Source organism: Roseateles sp. GW821-FHT09H11 (genome assembly GCF_059415845.1).
This window is the reverse complement of the sequence record NZ_JBWKOA010000003.1, coordinates 269,772-284,700: the sequence shown is the minus strand read 5'-3', so window position 1 is coordinate 284,700 and position 14,929 is coordinate 269,772. Positions and strand designations below refer to the sequence as shown.

At 70.0% G+C, this 14,929-nt stretch carries 14 protein-coding genes; 7 read left to right on the top strand and 7 right to left on the bottom strand.

Annotated elements, in window-relative coordinates:
- Nucleotides 1–81: 81 nt before the first annotated feature.
- From AC07PR_RS12080 to AC07PR_RS12070, 3 genes are read right to left on the bottom strand one after another with little or no spacing between them, the layout of a single operon-like run.
- Complete coding sequence (locus tag AC07PR_RS12080; protein ID WP_495135455.1) at nt 82–813, bottom strand: nitroreductase; 732 nt, start codon at nt 811–813, stop codon at nt 82–84.
- A complete protein-coding gene (locus AC07PR_RS12075) occupies nt 810–1,280 on the bottom strand; it encodes an acyl-CoA thioesterase (RefSeq protein ID WP_495135454.1) in 471 nt (156 codons plus the stop codon). Before AC07PR_RS12075 ends, AC07PR_RS12080 begins: the two co-directional genes overlap by 4 nt.
- A gap of 28 nt (nt 1,281–1,308) precedes the next feature.
- Complete coding sequence (locus tag AC07PR_RS12070; protein ID WP_495135453.1) at nt 1,309–2,298, bottom strand: histone deacetylase family protein; 990 nt, start codon at nt 2,296–2,298, stop codon at nt 1,309–1,311.
- 220 nt (nt 2,299–2,518) lie between these two features.
- Here AC07PR_RS12070 and phaP point away from each other — a divergent pair, with 220 nt between their 5' ends.
- Nucleotides 2,519–3,076 (top strand): TIGR01841 family phasin, encoded by a 558-nt coding sequence (gene phaP, locus AC07PR_RS12065; RefSeq protein ID WP_377161240.1) that lies wholly within the window; start codon nt 2,519–2,521, stop codon nt 3,074–3,076.
- Between the two features lie 243 nt (nt 3,077–3,319).
- On the opposite strand, the gene AC07PR_RS12060 is transcribed toward phaP, so the two are convergent.
- A complete protein-coding gene (locus AC07PR_RS12060) occupies nt 3,320–4,036 on the bottom strand; it encodes a TetR/AcrR family transcriptional regulator (protein ID WP_377161238.1) in 717 nt (238 codons plus the stop codon).
- A gap of 179 nt (nt 4,037–4,215) precedes the next feature.
- On the opposite strand from AC07PR_RS12060, the gene AC07PR_RS12055 reads away from it, so the two are divergent.
- On the top strand, nt 4,216–5,754 hold the full coding sequence (locus AC07PR_RS12055; protein WP_377161236.1) for a methyl-accepting chemotaxis protein: 1,539 nt from the start codon (nt 4,216–4,218) through the stop codon (nt 5,752–5,754).
- 121 nt (nt 5,755–5,875) lie between these two features.
- Complete coding sequence (locus AC07PR_RS12050) at nt 5,876–6,445, top strand: YdeI/OmpD-associated family protein (RefSeq protein ID WP_377161234.1); 570 nt, start codon at nt 5,876–5,878, stop codon at nt 6,443–6,445.
- A gap of 75 nt (nt 6,446–6,520) precedes the next feature.
- On the opposite strand, the gene AC07PR_RS12045 is transcribed toward AC07PR_RS12050, so the two are convergent.
- The gene (locus AC07PR_RS12045; protein ID WP_495135452.1) at nt 6,521–7,504 is read right to left on the bottom strand and encodes a patatin-like phospholipase family protein; all 984 of its coding nucleotides are present in this window, start codon (nt 7,502–7,504) and stop codon (nt 6,521–6,523) included.
- A gap of 117 nt (nt 7,505–7,621) precedes the next feature.
- Between AC07PR_RS12045 and AC07PR_RS12040 the strand changes: the two genes are divergently transcribed.
- Nucleotides 7,622–10,015, top strand: a complete 2,394-nt coding sequence (locus AC07PR_RS12040) for a penicillin acylase family protein (protein ID WP_495135451.1) — start codon at nt 7,622–7,624, stop codon at nt 10,013–10,015.
- A 77-nt stretch (nt 10,016–10,092) separates the two neighbouring features.
- Here AC07PR_RS12040 and pncB read toward each other — a convergent pair whose 3' ends face one another.
- The gene (gene pncB, locus AC07PR_RS12035; protein WP_495135450.1) at nt 10,093–11,310 is read right to left on the bottom strand and encodes a nicotinate phosphoribosyltransferase; all 1,218 of its coding nucleotides are present in this window, start codon (nt 11,308–11,310) and stop codon (nt 10,093–10,095) included.
- A 74-nt stretch (nt 11,311–11,384) separates the two neighbouring features.
- On the opposite strand from pncB, the gene AC07PR_RS12030 reads away from it, so the two are divergent.
- Complete coding sequence (locus AC07PR_RS12030; RefSeq protein WP_495135449.1) at nt 11,385–12,236, top strand: hypothetical protein; 852 nt, start codon at nt 11,385–11,387, stop codon at nt 12,234–12,236.
- A 21-nt stretch (nt 12,237–12,257) separates the two neighbouring features.
- Here AC07PR_RS12030 and AC07PR_RS12025 read toward each other — a convergent pair whose 3' ends face one another.
- Nucleotides 12,258–12,683, bottom strand: a complete 426-nt coding sequence (locus AC07PR_RS12025) for an Lrp/AsnC family transcriptional regulator (protein ID WP_377161224.1) — start codon at nt 12,681–12,683, stop codon at nt 12,258–12,260.
- Between the two features lie 181 nt (nt 12,684–12,864).
- Here AC07PR_RS12025 and ocd point away from each other — a divergent pair, with 181 nt between their 5' ends.
- Entirely contained in the window at nt 12,865–14,025 is a 1,161-nt protein-coding gene (gene ocd, locus AC07PR_RS12020; RefSeq protein WP_495135448.1) for an ornithine cyclodeaminase, read from the top strand.
- Nucleotides 13,965–14,885 carry a DNA-binding protein YbiB gene (gene ybiB / locus AC07PR_RS12015; RefSeq protein ID WP_495135447.1) on the top strand — a complete coding sequence of 307 codons (921 nt, stop codon included), beginning with the start codon at nt 13,965–13,967 and terminating at the stop codon, nt 14,883–14,885. The genes ocd and ybiB overlap by 61 nt, the downstream gene beginning before the upstream one ends.
- The last annotated feature ends 44 nt before the right edge of the window (nt 14,886–14,929 follow it).

Here is a 14,929-nt window from a genome sequence, read left to right as displayed (position 1 = left end):
GACGGGCGCCGCGCCCGCTCGCGGATCGCCCACGAGTCCGTCGTGCCTCGCCGTCGGCTGGCGCGATTCAGCGCCGACGGGTCATTCGAGGAAGCGGGTGAACGACGCGACCGCATCGCGCTCGGTGACCAGCGTGTTCTCGACGGCCGCCGGATCCGCGTAGCCCAGGGACATGCCGCAGACCAGCTGCTGTTGCGGCGACAGGCCGAGTTCCTCCGCGATCACGCGGTGGAACTGGGTGAACGCCGCCTGCGGGCAGGTGTGCAGGCCGCGACCGCGGGCGGCGACCATGAGGTTCTGCAGGAACATGCCGTAATCCAGCCAGCTGCCCTGCTGCATCACGCGGTCGATGGTGAACATCAGGCCGACCGGCGCGTCGAAGAAGCGGTAGTTGCGGCCGTGCTGCTCGTGCATGCGCAGCTTGTCGCCCTTGGTGATGCCCAGCAGGCCGTACAGGTCCCAGCCGACCTTGCGGCGGCGGTCGATGTAGGGCGAGATCCACTCGCGCGGGTAGTAGGCGTACTCCTCGCCGTGGGTGGCGAGTTCCTCGGGATCGTCGTACGCCGCCTGGATGCGCGTGACCAGCCGGTCCTTGGCCGCGCCCGTCAGCACGTGGACCTGCCAGGGCTGCGTGTTCGTGCCCGACGGCGCGCGGGCCGCGACGGCCAGCAGCTCCTCGATCAGCGCGCGCGGCACCGGCGTCGGCAGGAACGCGCGCATCGAATGCCGCGTGACGATCGCGGCCTCGACGGCGGCGGACTGCTCGGGCGTGGGCGGGACGAAGGGATCGGGGAAGGAAGCGGGGAAGGTCATGGCATCTCCAGCGCGCTGAGCGCTTTCACGTAGGACTCGGGCAGTTGCGCCACCGGGCGTCGCGTCTGGCGATCGACATACACGTGGACGAAGTGACCGCGCGCCGCGCACAAGGGCTCGCCGTCGGCGAACAGGCCGATCTCGTAGCGGACGCTGGAGCGGCCGCGCCTGGCCACCCTCAAGCCGGCCTCCACATGCTGCGGGAAGGCCAGCGACGCGAAGAAGTTGCAGTGCGTCTCGATGACGAGGCCGATGACCTCGCCCTGGTGCAGGTCCAGCGCGCCCTGCTCGATCAGATAGCGGTTCACCGCCGTGTCGAACAGGCTGTAGTAGACGACGTTGTTCAGGTGGCCGTAGAGATCGTTGTCCATCCAGCGCGTCGGGACCGGCAGGAAGCGGGCGAAGGCCTCCCGCGGCTCGGGGGCCGGACGGGCCTCGGCGGCGGAAGCGGTGGTGTCGGCGGTCATGCGCCGATTCTTCCACCGCCGCGCGGGGTCAGGTGTCGCGCGGGCTACTGCCGGTCGACGTGGCGGGTGTCCGATTCAAGTCGGCGTGCCGCCAGCGCTCCCATGCACGCGCCGCGGCGTCCAGCGTCCGCATCTGCACATCGACGGTGACGTTCAGGTCCTCGCCGTAGCCGCCCGCCATGCTCAGCGCGACCGGGATGCGGCGATCGAACAGCGCCTCCAGCACGAGGTGGTCGCGGCGCAGCAGGCCGTCGGCACTGAGCTTGAGGCGGCCGAGCCGGTCGCCCTCGTGCGGGTCGGCGCCGGCAAGGTAGAAGGCCAGCCCGGGCGGCCAGTCCGCCATCCGTCGCCAGACCTCGGCGAGCGCCGCCTCCAGCGCGTCGAGGTAGACCGCGTCGCCGCAGGCGTCGGGCAGGCCGACGTCCAGGTCGCTGGACTCCTTGCGGAAGGGGAAGTTCTTGTCGCCGTGGATCGAGAGGGTGAACACGCTGTCGTCGTCGCGGAAGATGCTCGCCGTGCCGTTGCCCTGGTGGACGTCCAGGTCGACGACCAGCACGCGCAGTCCCCGCCCCCCGGGATGTCGACGGTGCCATTCGGCCTGCATCAGCCGCGCCGCGACGGCGACGTCGTTGAACACGCAAAAGCCGCTGCCCTTGTCCGCATACGCATGGTGCGTGCCGCCCGCCAGGCTGGCGGCGACGCCCTCCTCCAGGGCGGCGCACGCCGCGGCGATGGTCGCCCCCACGGAGCACATCGAGCGCCGCGGCAGCCCCGGCGCCCAGGGGAAGCCGATCTCGCGCTGCGCCGCCGCGCTCAGGGTGCCGTGCAGGACCGCGTCGATGTAGTCGGGCGTGTGGACCAGTGCCAGCGCCTCCGTCCCGGCAGCTTCCGCCACCTGGGGCCGCATCACGCCCGGGTTCCGCTCGACCCGCTCGCGCAGCATCTGGTACTTGGATTGCGGGAAGCGGTGACCTGGCGGCAGCGCCAGCGTCAAATGGTCGTAATGGAAGGCGAGCATGGTCCAACCCTAGCAGAGGGCCCGGAACCCCGCTCCGGCAGGCGTCCAGGGCGTCGTGAGAGCGCCGGTGGCCGAACTTTGCTGCAATGCACAAAAAGTGCTTGCAATCATCGGACGCGGTCCTATACTGATTACATGCTGCACCGCAACAAATGTGTGGCGACGGCGCTCAGCCCGCCGCGTTTTCCCCGGCTGACCTCATTCCTTAAGGAGATTTCGCATGCTGACTGCTGACCAAGTGCTCGACCAACAAAAGAACCTGCAAGCCTCGTGGTTCGGCCTGACCGCCAAGGCCTTCGAAGGCTATGAAAAGCTGGTCGAGCTGAACCTGCAGGTCGCCAAGACCGCGCTCGGCGAAGCCGCCGAAACCGCCCAGCAGGCGATCACGGTCAAGGATCCGCAAGAGCTGTGGGCCCTGCAGGCCGCGCTGCTGCAACCGTCGGCTGAAAAGGCCGTCGCCTACAGCCGCCACCTGTACGACATCGCGACGTCGACCTCCTCGGAGTTCGTCAAGCTGGCCGAGTCGCAAGTGGCTGACGCCCAGGTCAAGTTCGGCGCCGTCGTCGACAACGCGACCAAGAACGCACCGGCTGGCACGGAAAATGCTGTTGCTTTGGTGAAGTCGGCGGTCGCTGCGGCCAACAACGCTTACGAAACCCTGAACAAGGCCGCCAAGCAAGCCACCGACATCGCGGAATCCAACTTCAACGCCGTGACCAACACGGCGGTGAAGGCGACCCAGAACGCCACCCGCAGCGCCAAGCGCGCCACGGCCTGAGCGAACGAGTTGCCGTATCGGTTGTCTCCTCGGTACCCAAGGAAGTCAAGCTTCCCAAGTGCCCTTCAAGCCCAGCTTCATGCTGGGCTTTTTTTCGCCTGTACGGATCGGGATCGCCGCAGTCTCCGCGCGGCGCCTCTTCTGCCGCGCCCCACGGGGCGTCACGGGCACCGGGACGGTGCTCCGGCAATCGCCCAGGCGCCCGCGTGATGGGCGCGTGACCGGCGCGTGAGCCCGCGGGCTTCAGTCCGCGGCCGTCGATGACGCGGCCGGCGCGGGGGGGACGGTGGCGCCTGCGGCGAACCGCACATACTGGTCCGCCACGTCGCGCAGCACGCCCTGGACGGTGAACTCGCGCAGCGCCTCCCGATCGTAGAGCGGGTAGCGCGGCAGGCCGATCACCATCATCAGGTAGCCCATGGTCCGCACCGACATCTGGTCGCACATCGAGCGGATCGCGACCTCACCCGGCTCGAAGCCGTCGGGCGCGCAGGCGGCGACACGTTCCCGCATCAGCCCGAGCAGCCGGTTGTACACGGGCTGCTGGGCCTGGCCGATCTCCTCCAGCGTGCCGGTCTGCGTCAGCGACATGTAGATCATGCGGAACTGCTCCGGATGCCGCTCCCAGAAGTCGAGCAGGCAGCGCGTGTGCGCCTCCAGCACCTTGCGCGGCCCGCGCTGGTCCTTGGATGCATCCAGCAGTTCATCGGTCAGCGACTCGAACACCTCGATCCACAGGCCGTCCAGCAGCGCCTTCTTGCTCTCGAAGTAGCTGTAGATCGCCATCGTCGAGATGCCGAGCTCATGCGCCAGCCGGCGCATGCTGAGCGCTTCGACGCCTTCGTCGCGGTAGATCTTGCGCGCGCGCTCCAGCATCTCGCGCTTGAGCGCGGCCATCTCGGCCGGACCGCGCCGCAGCCGGGGCCGCTCGCGGTCGGGGTCCTGATCGTTGTTTCGCACGGCGTTCCTGTCTCTGAAGGTTATTGTCGGCGTACGTTATCTCACACCGGGGACCACGTTAAATACTCACGAACCCTGGTTGTTAAGCATCATTGCTAATCACGTACGCGTACGAAAATAGCTGCAAACGGCATGCCCGCGCCTCTTTTGCGGGTTCCTCCACCTGCAAAGAGTTCCTCATGCTCGACCGCCTGTCCGTGGGCGCCAAGCTCAGCCTGGCCTTTTCCTGCGTTCTCCTGATCACCGTGCTGCTGGGCGCCCTGGCCCTGTTCCAGCTGGGTCGCGTCAACGACACCGCCACCGACATGGCATCGAACTGGCTGCCCTCGTCCCGCGCCGCGCAGTCGATCAACCAGGAGGTCACGCGGCTGCGCACCCGGGAGTACCGGCTCCTGCTGACGGAGGGCAATGCACGCGCCACCTATGCCGAGAAGGTCGTGCAAGGCCGCCAGGGCATCGAACAGCGGCTGAAGGCCTACGAGCCGATGGTGTCGTCGCCCGCCGAGGGCGAGAAGCTGCGGCAGCTCCTTGGCCTGTGGGACGCGTACCGGGCGGACAACGTCAAGCTGGTCGAGGCCGCGCTGCACGGCGAGGACGACACGGCCAGGCGCCTGCTCGCCGTCGACAGCCTGCCGACGTACGAGGCCATGGGCAAGGCCGTGGACGATCTGGTCGAGATCAACACCGCCGGCGCCGCCGCGGCCGACGATCTGGGCGACCGGATCTACGCCCGCAGCCAGTGGATGATCGTCGGCATGACCCTGCTGGCCGTCGCGATCGGCGCGGCGCTGGGCCTGGCCATCACCCGCAAGATCACCCGGCCGCTGGCGGCCTCGGTCGTGATCGCCGAGGCGGTCGCTGCGGGCGATCTGACCCGCACGCTGCGCGTGCAAGGCCGCGACGAGGTGGCCCAATTGCAGACCGCGTTGATGCGCATGGTCGGTCAGCTGCAGTCCGTGGTGGCGCAGGTGCGCGACGGCGTGGAGTCGGTGTCGAGCGCCTCGTCGCAGATCGCCGTCGGCAACCAGGACCTGTCGGCGCGCACCGAGCAGACGGCGGCCAATCTGGAGGAGACCGCGTCGAGCATGGAACAGCTGACCGGCGCGGTCGGCCAGTCCGCCGACACGGCGCGGCAGGCCAACCAGCTGGCCGACAGCGCCGCCGCCGCGGCGACGCGCGGCGGCCACGTTGTCGGACAGGTCGTGTCGCGGATGCAGGAGATCAGCGCCTCCTCGATCCGCATCGCCGACATCATCGGCACCATCGACGGCATCGCGTTCCAGACCAACATCCTCGCCTTGAACGCGGCCGTCGAGGCGGCGCGCGCGGGCGAGCACGGCAAGGGCTTCGCCGTCGTGGCGTCGGAGGTCCGCACGCTGGCGCAGCGCAGCGCGGAGGCGGCCAAGGAAATCAAGACGCTGATCAACCGCTCGGTGGAGACGGTCGAGGCCGGCTCGTCGGACGTCGCCGAAGCGGGCCGCACGATGGACGAGATCGTCCATGGCGTGCGCCGCGTCACCGACCTGATGGCCGAGATCTCCGCCGCTGCCATCGAGCAGCGCGACGGCATTTCGCAAGTCAACCAGGCCGTCGCGAACCTGGACCAGATGACGCAGCAGAACGCCGCGCTGGTCGAGGAATCGACCGCCGCCTCCGGCTCGCTGCGCGAGCAGGCGCAGCGTCTGTCCGAGGTGGTGTCCGTGTTCAAGGTCGCCTGAACGCGAACGCTCCGCCTTCCTGCCCTCGCCGCGCGCGGGCGACGGAGATCCAGACACCGACGATGCAGCCTCTCCTCGCCTGCGGGAGAGGCGGGGGTGAGGGTTGGCATACTGGCGCCCCATGGCCACCCGCACCCCGATCTTCTTCGCCAGCGCCGCGGCGTTCCGCGCCTGGCTCGACGAGCATGCCGCCACGGCCACGGAGGTCCTGGTCGGCTTCCACAAGCGCGCGACCGGCGAGCCCAGCCTGGCCTGGCCCGAGTCGGTCGACGAGGCGCTGTGCCACGGCTGGATCGATGGCGTGCGTACCCGCATCGATGACAAGCGCTACAAGATCCGCTTCACGCCGCGCAAGGCGGTGTCGATCTGGAGCGCCGTGAACATCGGTCGCGCCGAGGCGCTGATCCAGGAAGGCCGGATGAAGCCCGCCGGCCTCGCGGCGTTCGAGCGCCGGCAGGAAGAGCGCTCGCGCGTCTACGCGTTCGAGCAACCCAAGGAACTGGTCGAGCTCTCGCCGTCGCACGAGGTCATCTTCATGCGCGACGCCAAGGCCTGGGCGTTCTTCCAGGCGCAGCCGGACGGCTACCGCCGCACCAGCATCTGGCACATCCTCAGCGCGAAGAAGCCCGAGACGCAGCTCGCCCGCCTGGACAAGCTGATCGAGGCGAGCGCGCGCGGCGAACGGCTCTGAGCCGTGCGACGGCGGCCCCGGTCCGCCACCGTCCCCGATCCGATCAGCGACACGGAGGCCGTGCCAAGGCGGCGCTCAGCGCGTCTTCGCCGCGATCTTCCTGCGGATCTCCGGCAGCATCGCCGTTGCCACCTCGCGCCCGAGCGCGATGGCGCGGCGGCGCGTGGTGAAGTCCGAGCCGCTGAAGCCGTCCAGCTTGGGCCGCAGCACGACGTCCGCGCCCTGCAGCTCGTACTGGTTGATCGACTTGCCCATGATCGAGAAGGTCTGCAGCAGCATGCGCATCGCGTCGCCGGGGATCTTGGGATCGGGCGGTTCGCCGATGTCGACGGCGATGACGAACTCGGCGCCCATCTGCTTGGCGAAACGCACCGGCACTGGCGCGACCAGGCCGCCGTCCACGTACTCGCGGTTGCCGATCTTGACCGGCTGGAACACCGCCGGCACCGCGCTCGACGCGCGCACCGCGGTGCCCACGTCGCCCTGCCGGAACAGGATCGGCGAGCCGTCGCCCAGGTCCGTCGCGACGATGCCCAGCGGCAGCGGCAACTGCTCCAGCCCGCGGTTGCCCGTCATCTGACGGACGTAGCGCGCCAGCGCCTCGCCGCGGATCAGGCCGCGCATCGGGAAGGTCCAGTCGGTGATGGCGCCCTCGTCCATCGCCTCCGCGACGGTCTGCAGTTCCTTGCCGGTCCGACCCGCCGCATACAGCGCGCCGACCAGGCTGCCGGCCGACGTGCCGCAGACGAGGTCGACCTTGATGCCGTTCTCCTCCATCACCTGGATCACGCCGATGTGCGCGAAGCCGCGCGCCGCGCCGCCGCCCAGCGCCAGGCCCACGCGCGGCGGCTTGGGAATGGGCTTGGGCGTGACGGGCGTCGGCAGTTCGGGGTCGGGTGTTGCCACGACCGGCGGCGTCGCCGAGGAGGTGGTGAGCGTCGAGCAGGCGCTCAGCGCGCTCAACCCCAGCGCGCCGGCGGCGGTCAGCCAGCGTCGGCGGGAAGGCAGCGCCGGCAGGGCGGGGACAGGCTTGGTATGGTCGCGGTCGTCTCGGGGCATGGCGCGGGATTCTAGGGAAGCTCTGTAGCAATGCTGTTGCAGCGCGCACGCACAATCGCGGCCCGAAATCAGGACCCGACATCGAGGCCGCCATCAGGGCCCGGAGCAGGAGAGCACATGAATGGAAAGAGCGCGCTGCGGCGCTGGACCGTGCGGAGCCTGGTCGGGCTGCCGTTCCTGCTGGTGGCGCTGGTCATCGCGACCTGGGCCTGCGTACGCGCCAGCCTGCCGCAGCTGGAGGGCGACGCCGAGATCCCCGGCCTGAGCGCGCCGGTCAGCCTGGGCCGCGACGCGCTGGGCACGCTGGTGGTCGAGGGCCGCACGCGACTGGACGTCGCTCGCGGGCTGGGTTTCGCGCATGCGCAGGAACGTTTCTTCGAGATGGACCTGACGCGCCGTTCTGCGGCCGGCGAGCTGTCCGCGCTGTTCGGCGCCAAGGCGCTGGAGCGCGACCGCGCCCGCCGCGTCCACCGCCTGCGCGCGCGGCTGACCGACCGCTTCGAAGGACTGTCCGGCGAGGACCGGCTGCTGCTGCTCGCATACACGGAGGGCGTCAACGCCGGCCTCCACGCGTTGCCGATGCGCCCCTGGCAGTACCTGCTGCTGCGCGCCAGGCCGCAGGACTGGACGCCGGTGGACTCCTTGCTGGTGATCTCGGAGATGTACTTCATGCTGCAGTCCGGCAGCTTCGAGGCGGGCTTCGACCGCGCGACGCTGCGCGAGCACGCCGGCGATGCGCTCTTCGACTGGCTCAGCCCGCGCGGCGGTCGCTGGGACGCGGCGCTCGACGGCAGCCAGTTGCCCTCGCCGCCGATGCCGACGCCGGAACAGCTCGACGTGAGCCAGGCCCGCGCCCCGGCGACGCCCGCCACGTCGGCCAGCGCACCCGCCAGCATCCCGGCGGGCACGCCGGCCAGCGCCCGCTCAAATGGAGAGTTGCCGGTCCTGGGCAGCAACCAGTGGGCGGTCGCCGGTTCCCGCTCCACGCATGGCGGCGCGATCCTGGCCGACGACATGCACCTGGGCCTGGGCGTGCCCAGCATCTGGTACCGCGCGCAGTTCCAGATCGGTGCCGGACCGGGCGGCCTGCGCGCGGCGGGCGTGACGCTGCCCGGCCTGCCGGCGCTGGTGGTGGGCTCCAACGGGGCCGTCGCCTGGGGATTCTCCAATGCCTACGGGCAATGGTTCGACTGGATCGAGGTCCCGCCCGATGCGAAGGTCTCGACGCGCACCGAAACGATCGAGGTCCACGGCGGTCCGGCGGTGACGCTGGACGTGAACGAGATCGACGACGCGCCGATCGTGACCGTCGACAGTGGACGCCGCTTCGCGCTGCACTGGATTGCGCACCAAGGGGCGGCCTACAACCTGGAACTCGACCGCATGCTGCAGGTGCGTCACGTCAGCGAGGCGCTGGCGCTCGCACAACGCGCCGGCATGCCGCACCAGAACCTGCTCGCCGCCGATCGCGATGGCCAGATCGGTTGGACCGTCGCCGGACGCCTGTGGGCGCAGCCGGCTCTGCCCGAGGGCTACGGCCGGTTCATCGCACCGTCGGCGATGCGGCGCGACTGGCTCGATCCGGATCGTGCGCCGCAGGTGCTCTCTCCTGCCCAGGGTCAGTTGTGGACCGCCAACAACCGCCAGCTCGACGGCGCGCCGGGCGAGCTGCTGGGCGACGGCGGCTTCGACCTGGGCGCGCGCGCGCAGCAGATCCGCGACCGGCTCTCGGCCCGGGAGAAGCATGACGAGGCCTCGATCGGCGCCATCCACCAGGACGACGAGGCGCGCTTCATGAAGACCTGGGCGGCGCGTCTGCTGGCGGCGTCCCGCACCGATGCCGGCGCCAATCCGACGCACCGCGCCTTCGTGCAGCTGCTGGAGAACTGGAACGGCCGCGCCGATGCGGATTCGGCGGCCTACCGGCTGGTGCGCCAGACGCGCCTGCGGGTGCTGGACACCTTGTGGGATGCGTGGACGCTGCCAGCGCTCGGCGAGCGGCAGCTCGACCCGGCACGGCGCATGCGCTGGCGCAACCAGTTCGAGTACAGCGCCGCGCGCGCCGTCGACGAACGGCCACCGCACCTGTTGCCGGCCGCGTTCGCGAGCTGGGATGCGCTGCTGCTGGCGCAACTGGACGGCGCGGCCCGCGAGATCGCGCCGGACGGCAACCTCGGCGGCGCCACCTGGGGCGCGCAGAACGCGAGTCGCATCCAGCATCCGCTGGCCAAGGCCATCCCGGCGTTGTCCCGCTGGCTCGACATGCCGTCGCTGCCGCAGAGCGGCGACAGCAACCTGCCCCATGTCGCCGGACCCGCGTTCGGACAGTCGGAACGGCTGGTCGTGTCGCCGGGCCGCGAGGAGCAGGGTTGGCTGTCGATGCCGGGCGGACAGAGCGGCCATCCGATGTCGCCGTTCTACGGCGCGGGACATCAGGACTGGGTCGAAGGCAAACCCACGCCACTGCTGGCCGGTCCCGTCGTCCATCGGATCACGGCGCATCGCGACTGAGCGGCGCGCATCCGGCCGGCCGCGCGCCGACAGAGGTCGGCACCGCCGTCCCGCACCGGCGTGACAGCCGTCAGCCGTCAGCCGTCAGCCGGCTTCACGTTGAACACCTGCCGCAGGTAGGCCAGGAAGGTCTGGTCCTCGCACATGGTCTTGCCGGGACTGTCCGAGAGCTTGGCCACCGGCTGACCGTTGACGTGGGTGAGCTTGATGACGATGTTCAGCGTCGGCAGGCCCACGTCGTTGCTGAGCTTGGTCCCGATGCCGAAGCCCAGCTGGACGCGGTCCGCGAAGTGCCGGTACAGCGCCAGCGCCTTGGGCATGTCGAGCGCGTCGGAGAACACCAGGCGCTTGGTGTTGGCGTCGATGCGCAGTTGGTCGTAGTGCGCCAAGGCCTTCTCGCCCCATTCGACCGGATCGCCCGAATCGTGGCGCAGTCCGTCGAACAGCTTGGCGAAGTAGAGATCGAAGTCGGCCAGGAACGCGTCCATACCGATGACGTCCGTCAGCGCGATGCCGAGGTCGCCGCGGTACTCCTGGACCCAGTCCTCGAGCGCGGCCTTCTGGTGGTCGCGCAGGCGCACGCCAGTGGCCTGGTAGGCCTGCAGGTACTCGTGCGCCATCGTGCCGATCGGCACCAGCTCGAGCTCCTTGGCCAGCAGCACGTTGGAGGTGCCGCGGAAGGTCTCCGGCAACTCGTCGCGCAGCGTGCGCAGGACCTCCTCGTGCCAGGCGCCGGAGAAACGCCGCCGCAGGCCGAAGTCGAAGAACTGGAACGGGTGGCGGCGCGGCGCCTCGTCGCGCGCGAAGGTCCGGATCGAGGCGATCTTCTCCGCCAGCCGTCGGCGCCCCTCCTCGATCGCGGCCGCCTGGTCGAAGCGACGGAAGTACAGCTCGTTGACCATCGCCAGCACGAAGATCTCGAAGGCCATGACGTGGACCTGCGGACCGCGCACGACGATGTCGAGCTTCTCGCCGTCCGCGCGCACCGTGATGAACGCGCGCTGGAAGCGGAAGATGCGCAGCAGGTCGATGAAGTCCGGCTTCATGAAGCGCAGGCCGCTCAGGTACTCCAGCTCGTCGGCGCGGAAGGTCAGCGCGCAGAGGTGGTCGATTTCGCGTTCCAGGTCCGCGACCAGCTCCGCCAGCGGGTACTGCGGCGTGTTGCGGCAGGCGAAGCGGTACTCGGCCTGCGCCTGCGGATAGCGATGCAGCATCGCCTGCCACATCGTGAACTTGTAGAGATCGGTCTCCAGCAGGCTGCGGATCACGGGGGCAGTGGCGTCGGGACGGCTCATGGGCGGGGACTGTACCCGGGGGCCGCGCGGCTCGGCGATGATCGCGACTTCGCCACACGCCGAGCCCGCCCTTCGTGCACGAGCCCCTCGCCCACCGCCGCAGCCTCGGCCTCCTTCGTCGCCTGTGCGCCGCGGCGTTGCTGCTGCTCGTCACGGCGGCGGTGCGCGCCCAGATCCCCATCGCCATCGACAAGCCGCCCGATGCCGCCACGGCGATGAAGCTGGTCTACGGGGGCAACACCTGGCGCCACGAACGCGCGGCAGCCTTCTTCGGCGGGCGATCGCCGACCCTGCGCGCGGAGATCCGCGAGGTCTTCCGCGCGCGTTACGTCGAATCGAACGTCGACAAGCTGATGCTGGTCTACCAGCTGACGCCCGGCCCGCGCGACCAGTTCCGCTGCGCGGCCTGCGTGCCGGCGCTCGGCGCCGCCGTGCTGGCCGCCGACGAGGCCGGCCGCTGGAAGCTCCGCGCCAAGGGCCTGCTGCTGATGCCGGGCGCGCCCGGCTCCGGCGACGAGGACCTGCAACTGCTGCAGATCGCCGACGAGCGCTGGATCCTGCGCAGCCGCCGCTACGACGTCGACCGCGGGCGCGAAAGCCGCACCGAACGGCTGGTGCTCGAGCGCGACGGCGAGATGCAGCTCGGCGCGGAACTCGGCTTCGACAACAAGCCCGGGCCGCTCGCCTGCGGCGCGAATGCGGCGCCGCAGACGTCGGGCGTCAGCGTGCTGAGCCCCGGACGCGGCCCGCGTGTCGAGATCGTGCTGCGCTTCAACGAGGGTGCGTGCAACGCGCTCCGCGCGGTGGTGCAGCGCACGCGCATGGAGCTGCGCGACGGCCGCTTCCAGCTCGAGCCGGATGCGCCCGAGCCGGACGACGACGATGCGCCGACGTCCGCCCGAAGCGTGGAGCCTCAGAGGCGCTGACGCGCCGACGCGCCGACGCGCTCAGGCCAGCTTGTACGTCTGCAGGTGGATGCTGGTCTCGGTCGCGCCGATGCCCTTGATCAGGCGCACGCGTTCCAGGATCTCGGCCAGCTCATTGAGGCTGTCCGCGCGCAGCTCGGCCAGCAGGTCCCAGCGTCCGTTGGTATCGAACAGTCCCGCCACGCCGGGCTCGCCGAGCAGGATGCCGACGACCTCGCGCGTGCGGTTGCCCTCCACGGCGATGCTCATCCACGCCGTGATGTGCGGCTGGACCACGTCGGCCCGCAGCTTCACCGTGTAGCCGACGATCTGCCCGCTGTCCTCCAGCCGCGTCAGCCGGTTGGTCACGGTTCCGCGCGAGACCTTCAGCTTGTGCGCCAGCGTCGCGATGCTGGCGCGGGCGTCCTGGCGCAGCAGCGCGATCAGTTGATGGTCGAGTGTGTCCATGTTGGTGCGCCGGCGGCCGCCTTGCGCGCGGACCGCCCTGGGTTAACCCGGATTTCACGGCATTTCGTCAGAGTTCGCTGACGAAATGCACAAGGCGCCTCGATTATTGATCAGTTCTCCGGCTTCCTGCTGACACGCCGATCCGAAGAATGGAGGCATTCCCACAGCCATGAGACTGCCGATGACGACCCGCCTCCTCCTCACGCCCGACGTCGCCCGCGTCGTCCGGCACGACGGCATCGCCCAGAGCTTCCAGACCCTCGCCCGCTACATCGCCGACGACTACGTCCGATGGAGCCAGTTCGACAAGAGCGCCCGTGTCGCCAACCACTCGGACGACGGCGTGATCGAGCTGATGCCGATCTCCGACGCCTCGCTCTACAGCTTCAAGTACGTCAACGGCCACCCCAAAAACCACCTCGTGGGCCTGCCCACCGTGATGGCTTTCGGCGTGCTCGCCGACGTCGCGACCGGCACGCCGCGGCTGCTGTCGGAGCTGACGCTCAGCACGGCGCTGCGCACCGCGGCCACCTCCGCGCTGGTCGCGCAACACCTGGCACGACCCGGCTCGCGCAAGATGGCCTTGATCGGCAACGGCGCGCAGAGCGAGTTCCAGGCGCTGGCCTTCCACCACCTGCTGGGCATCGATGAGATCCGCCTCTTCGACGTCGACCCGGCCGCGACCGACAAGCTCGTCCGTCACCTGTCGCGCATCGACGGGCTGACGCTGATCCGCTGCCGCGACACCGCCGAGGCCGTGCGCGGTGCCGACATCGTCACGACGGTGACGGCCGACAAGCGCAACGCGACCATCGTGACGCCCGACATGATCGAGCCCGGCATGCACGTGAACGGCGTGGGCGGCGATTGCCCCGGCAAGACCGAGCTGCATCGCGACGTCCTGGCACGAGCCAACGTGTTCGTCGAGTACGAGCCCCAGTCGCGCATCGAAGGCGACGTGCAACAGATGCCGGCGGACTTCGCGGTCACCGAGTTCTGGCGCGTGCTGCGCGGCGAGGCGGCCGGCCGGCGCAGCGCCGACGAGGTCACCGTCTTCGATTCGGTCGGCTTCGCGCTCGAGGACTTCGCGACGCTGCGCTGGTTGGGCGACCGCGCCGAGGCCCTCGGCCTGGGTCGCGAGCTCGCGCTGGTGCCCGAGATGGACGACCCGAAGGACCTGTTCGGCGAACTGGACCTGACGCCCGTCGCCGAGACCGCGACAGGCGTCCCGGCGGGCCTCCGGGCGGCCCTCTTAAACTGCGTCCCTCACCGGAAGGACGCATGGACTACGCCCCCCTCCTCAAGGAAATCGGCCGAGGCGCTCGTGGCGCCCGCGACCTGACGCGCGAGCAGGCACGCACGCTGTTCGCCGCGCTGCTGGACGGCACCGTGCCGGACCTGGAGCGCGGCGCCATCCTGATCGCGATGCGCATCAAGGGTGAGAGCCTCGATGAACTGCTGGGTTTCGTCGAGGCCATGCAGGCCGGCGCGGCCCGCGTGGACGCGCCAGACGGCCCCCGGACCGTCGTGCTGCCGACCTTCAATGGCGCACGCAAGCAGGCCAACCTGATGCCGCTGGTGGCGATGCTGCTGGCGCGCGACGGCATCCCGGTGCTGATCCACGGCCGGCACGACTTCGACAGCCGCATCAGTCCGTTCGAACTCTTCGAGGCCCTGCAACTTCCCGTCGCCCGGAACGTGACCGAAGCCGGCCAGCGCCTGGCTTCGCACCGCCTGGCGATCCTGCCGACCGACGTCCTTCATCCCGGCCTGGACGCCATGATGGCCTTGCGCCCCCGCATGGGCTTGCGCAACAGCAGCCACAGCGTCGCCAAGCTGCTGGATCCGCTGCCGGGTCGCAGCGTGCGCGTCGTCGCGGTGACCCATCCGGAATACGTGGACAGCATGGGCCAGGCGCTGCCGCGGCTCAGCGCCGACGACGGCCGCGCCCTCCTCATGCGGGCCAGCGAGGGCGAGGCTTACCTGCACCTCCGGCGCAAGGCCCACCTGCAAGGCTTCGCGAACGGGCAAGGCCTGGATCTCAACCCGGCAAGCAACGAGGATCTGGACTGGCCGCTCTCGACCGCCTGCGAGCCCGCCGCCAATGCCGCCTTCATCCGCGCGATCCTGGCCGGCACCGAGCCGCTGCCGCCGCGGATCGCCGATCAGATCGAGGCCCTGAGCCGGCTGGCGCGGGACTGAGCGCGGCCTGGCGCCGCCAATCCCGCCCCTCACCCTCCCTCTCC

Bases quoted from the DNA above. Each gene is read 5' to 3' on its own strand.
- AC07PR_RS12025 (WP_377161224.1), bottom strand. From the start codon at position 12,683: ATGGACACACTCGACCATCAACTGATCGCGCTGCTGCGCCAGGACGCC.
- ocd (WP_495135448.1), top strand. From the start codon at position 12,865: ATGACGACCCGCCTCCTCCTCACGCCCGACGTCGCCCGCGTCGTCCGG.
- AC07PR_RS12045 (WP_495135452.1), bottom strand. From the start codon at position 7,504: ATGCCCCGAGACGACCGCGACCATACCAAGCCTGTCCCCGCCCTGCCG.
- pncB (WP_495135450.1), bottom strand. From the start codon at position 11,310: ATGAGCCGTCCCGACGCCACTGCCCCCGTGATCCGCAGCCTGCTGGAG.
- phaP (WP_377161240.1), top strand. From the start codon at position 2,519: ATGCTGACTGCTGACCAAGTGCTCGACCAACAAAAGAACCTGCAAGCC.
- AC07PR_RS12050 (WP_377161234.1), top strand. From the start codon at position 5,876: ATGGCCACCCGCACCCCGATCTTCTTCGCCAGCGCCGCGGCGTTCCGC.
- AC07PR_RS12080 (WP_495135455.1), bottom strand. From the start codon at position 813: ATGACCTTCCCCGCTTCCTTCCCCGATCCCTTCGTCCCGCCCACGCCC.
- AC07PR_RS12040 (WP_495135451.1), top strand. From the start codon at position 7,622: ATGAATGGAAAGAGCGCGCTGCGGCGCTGGACCGTGCGGAGCCTGGTC.
- AC07PR_RS12070 (WP_495135453.1), bottom strand. From the start codon at position 2,298: ATGCTCGCCTTCCATTACGACCATTTGACGCTGGCGCTGCCGCCAGGT.
- AC07PR_RS12055 (WP_377161236.1), top strand. From the start codon at position 4,216: ATGCTCGACCGCCTGTCCGTGGGCGCCAAGCTCAGCCTGGCCTTTTCC.
- ybiB (WP_495135447.1), top strand. From the start codon at position 13,965: ATGGACTACGCCCCCCTCCTCAAGGAAATCGGCCGAGGCGCTCGTGGC.
- AC07PR_RS12075 (WP_495135454.1), bottom strand. From the start codon at position 1,280: ATGACCGCCGACACCACCGCTTCCGCCGCCGAGGCCCGTCCGGCCCCC.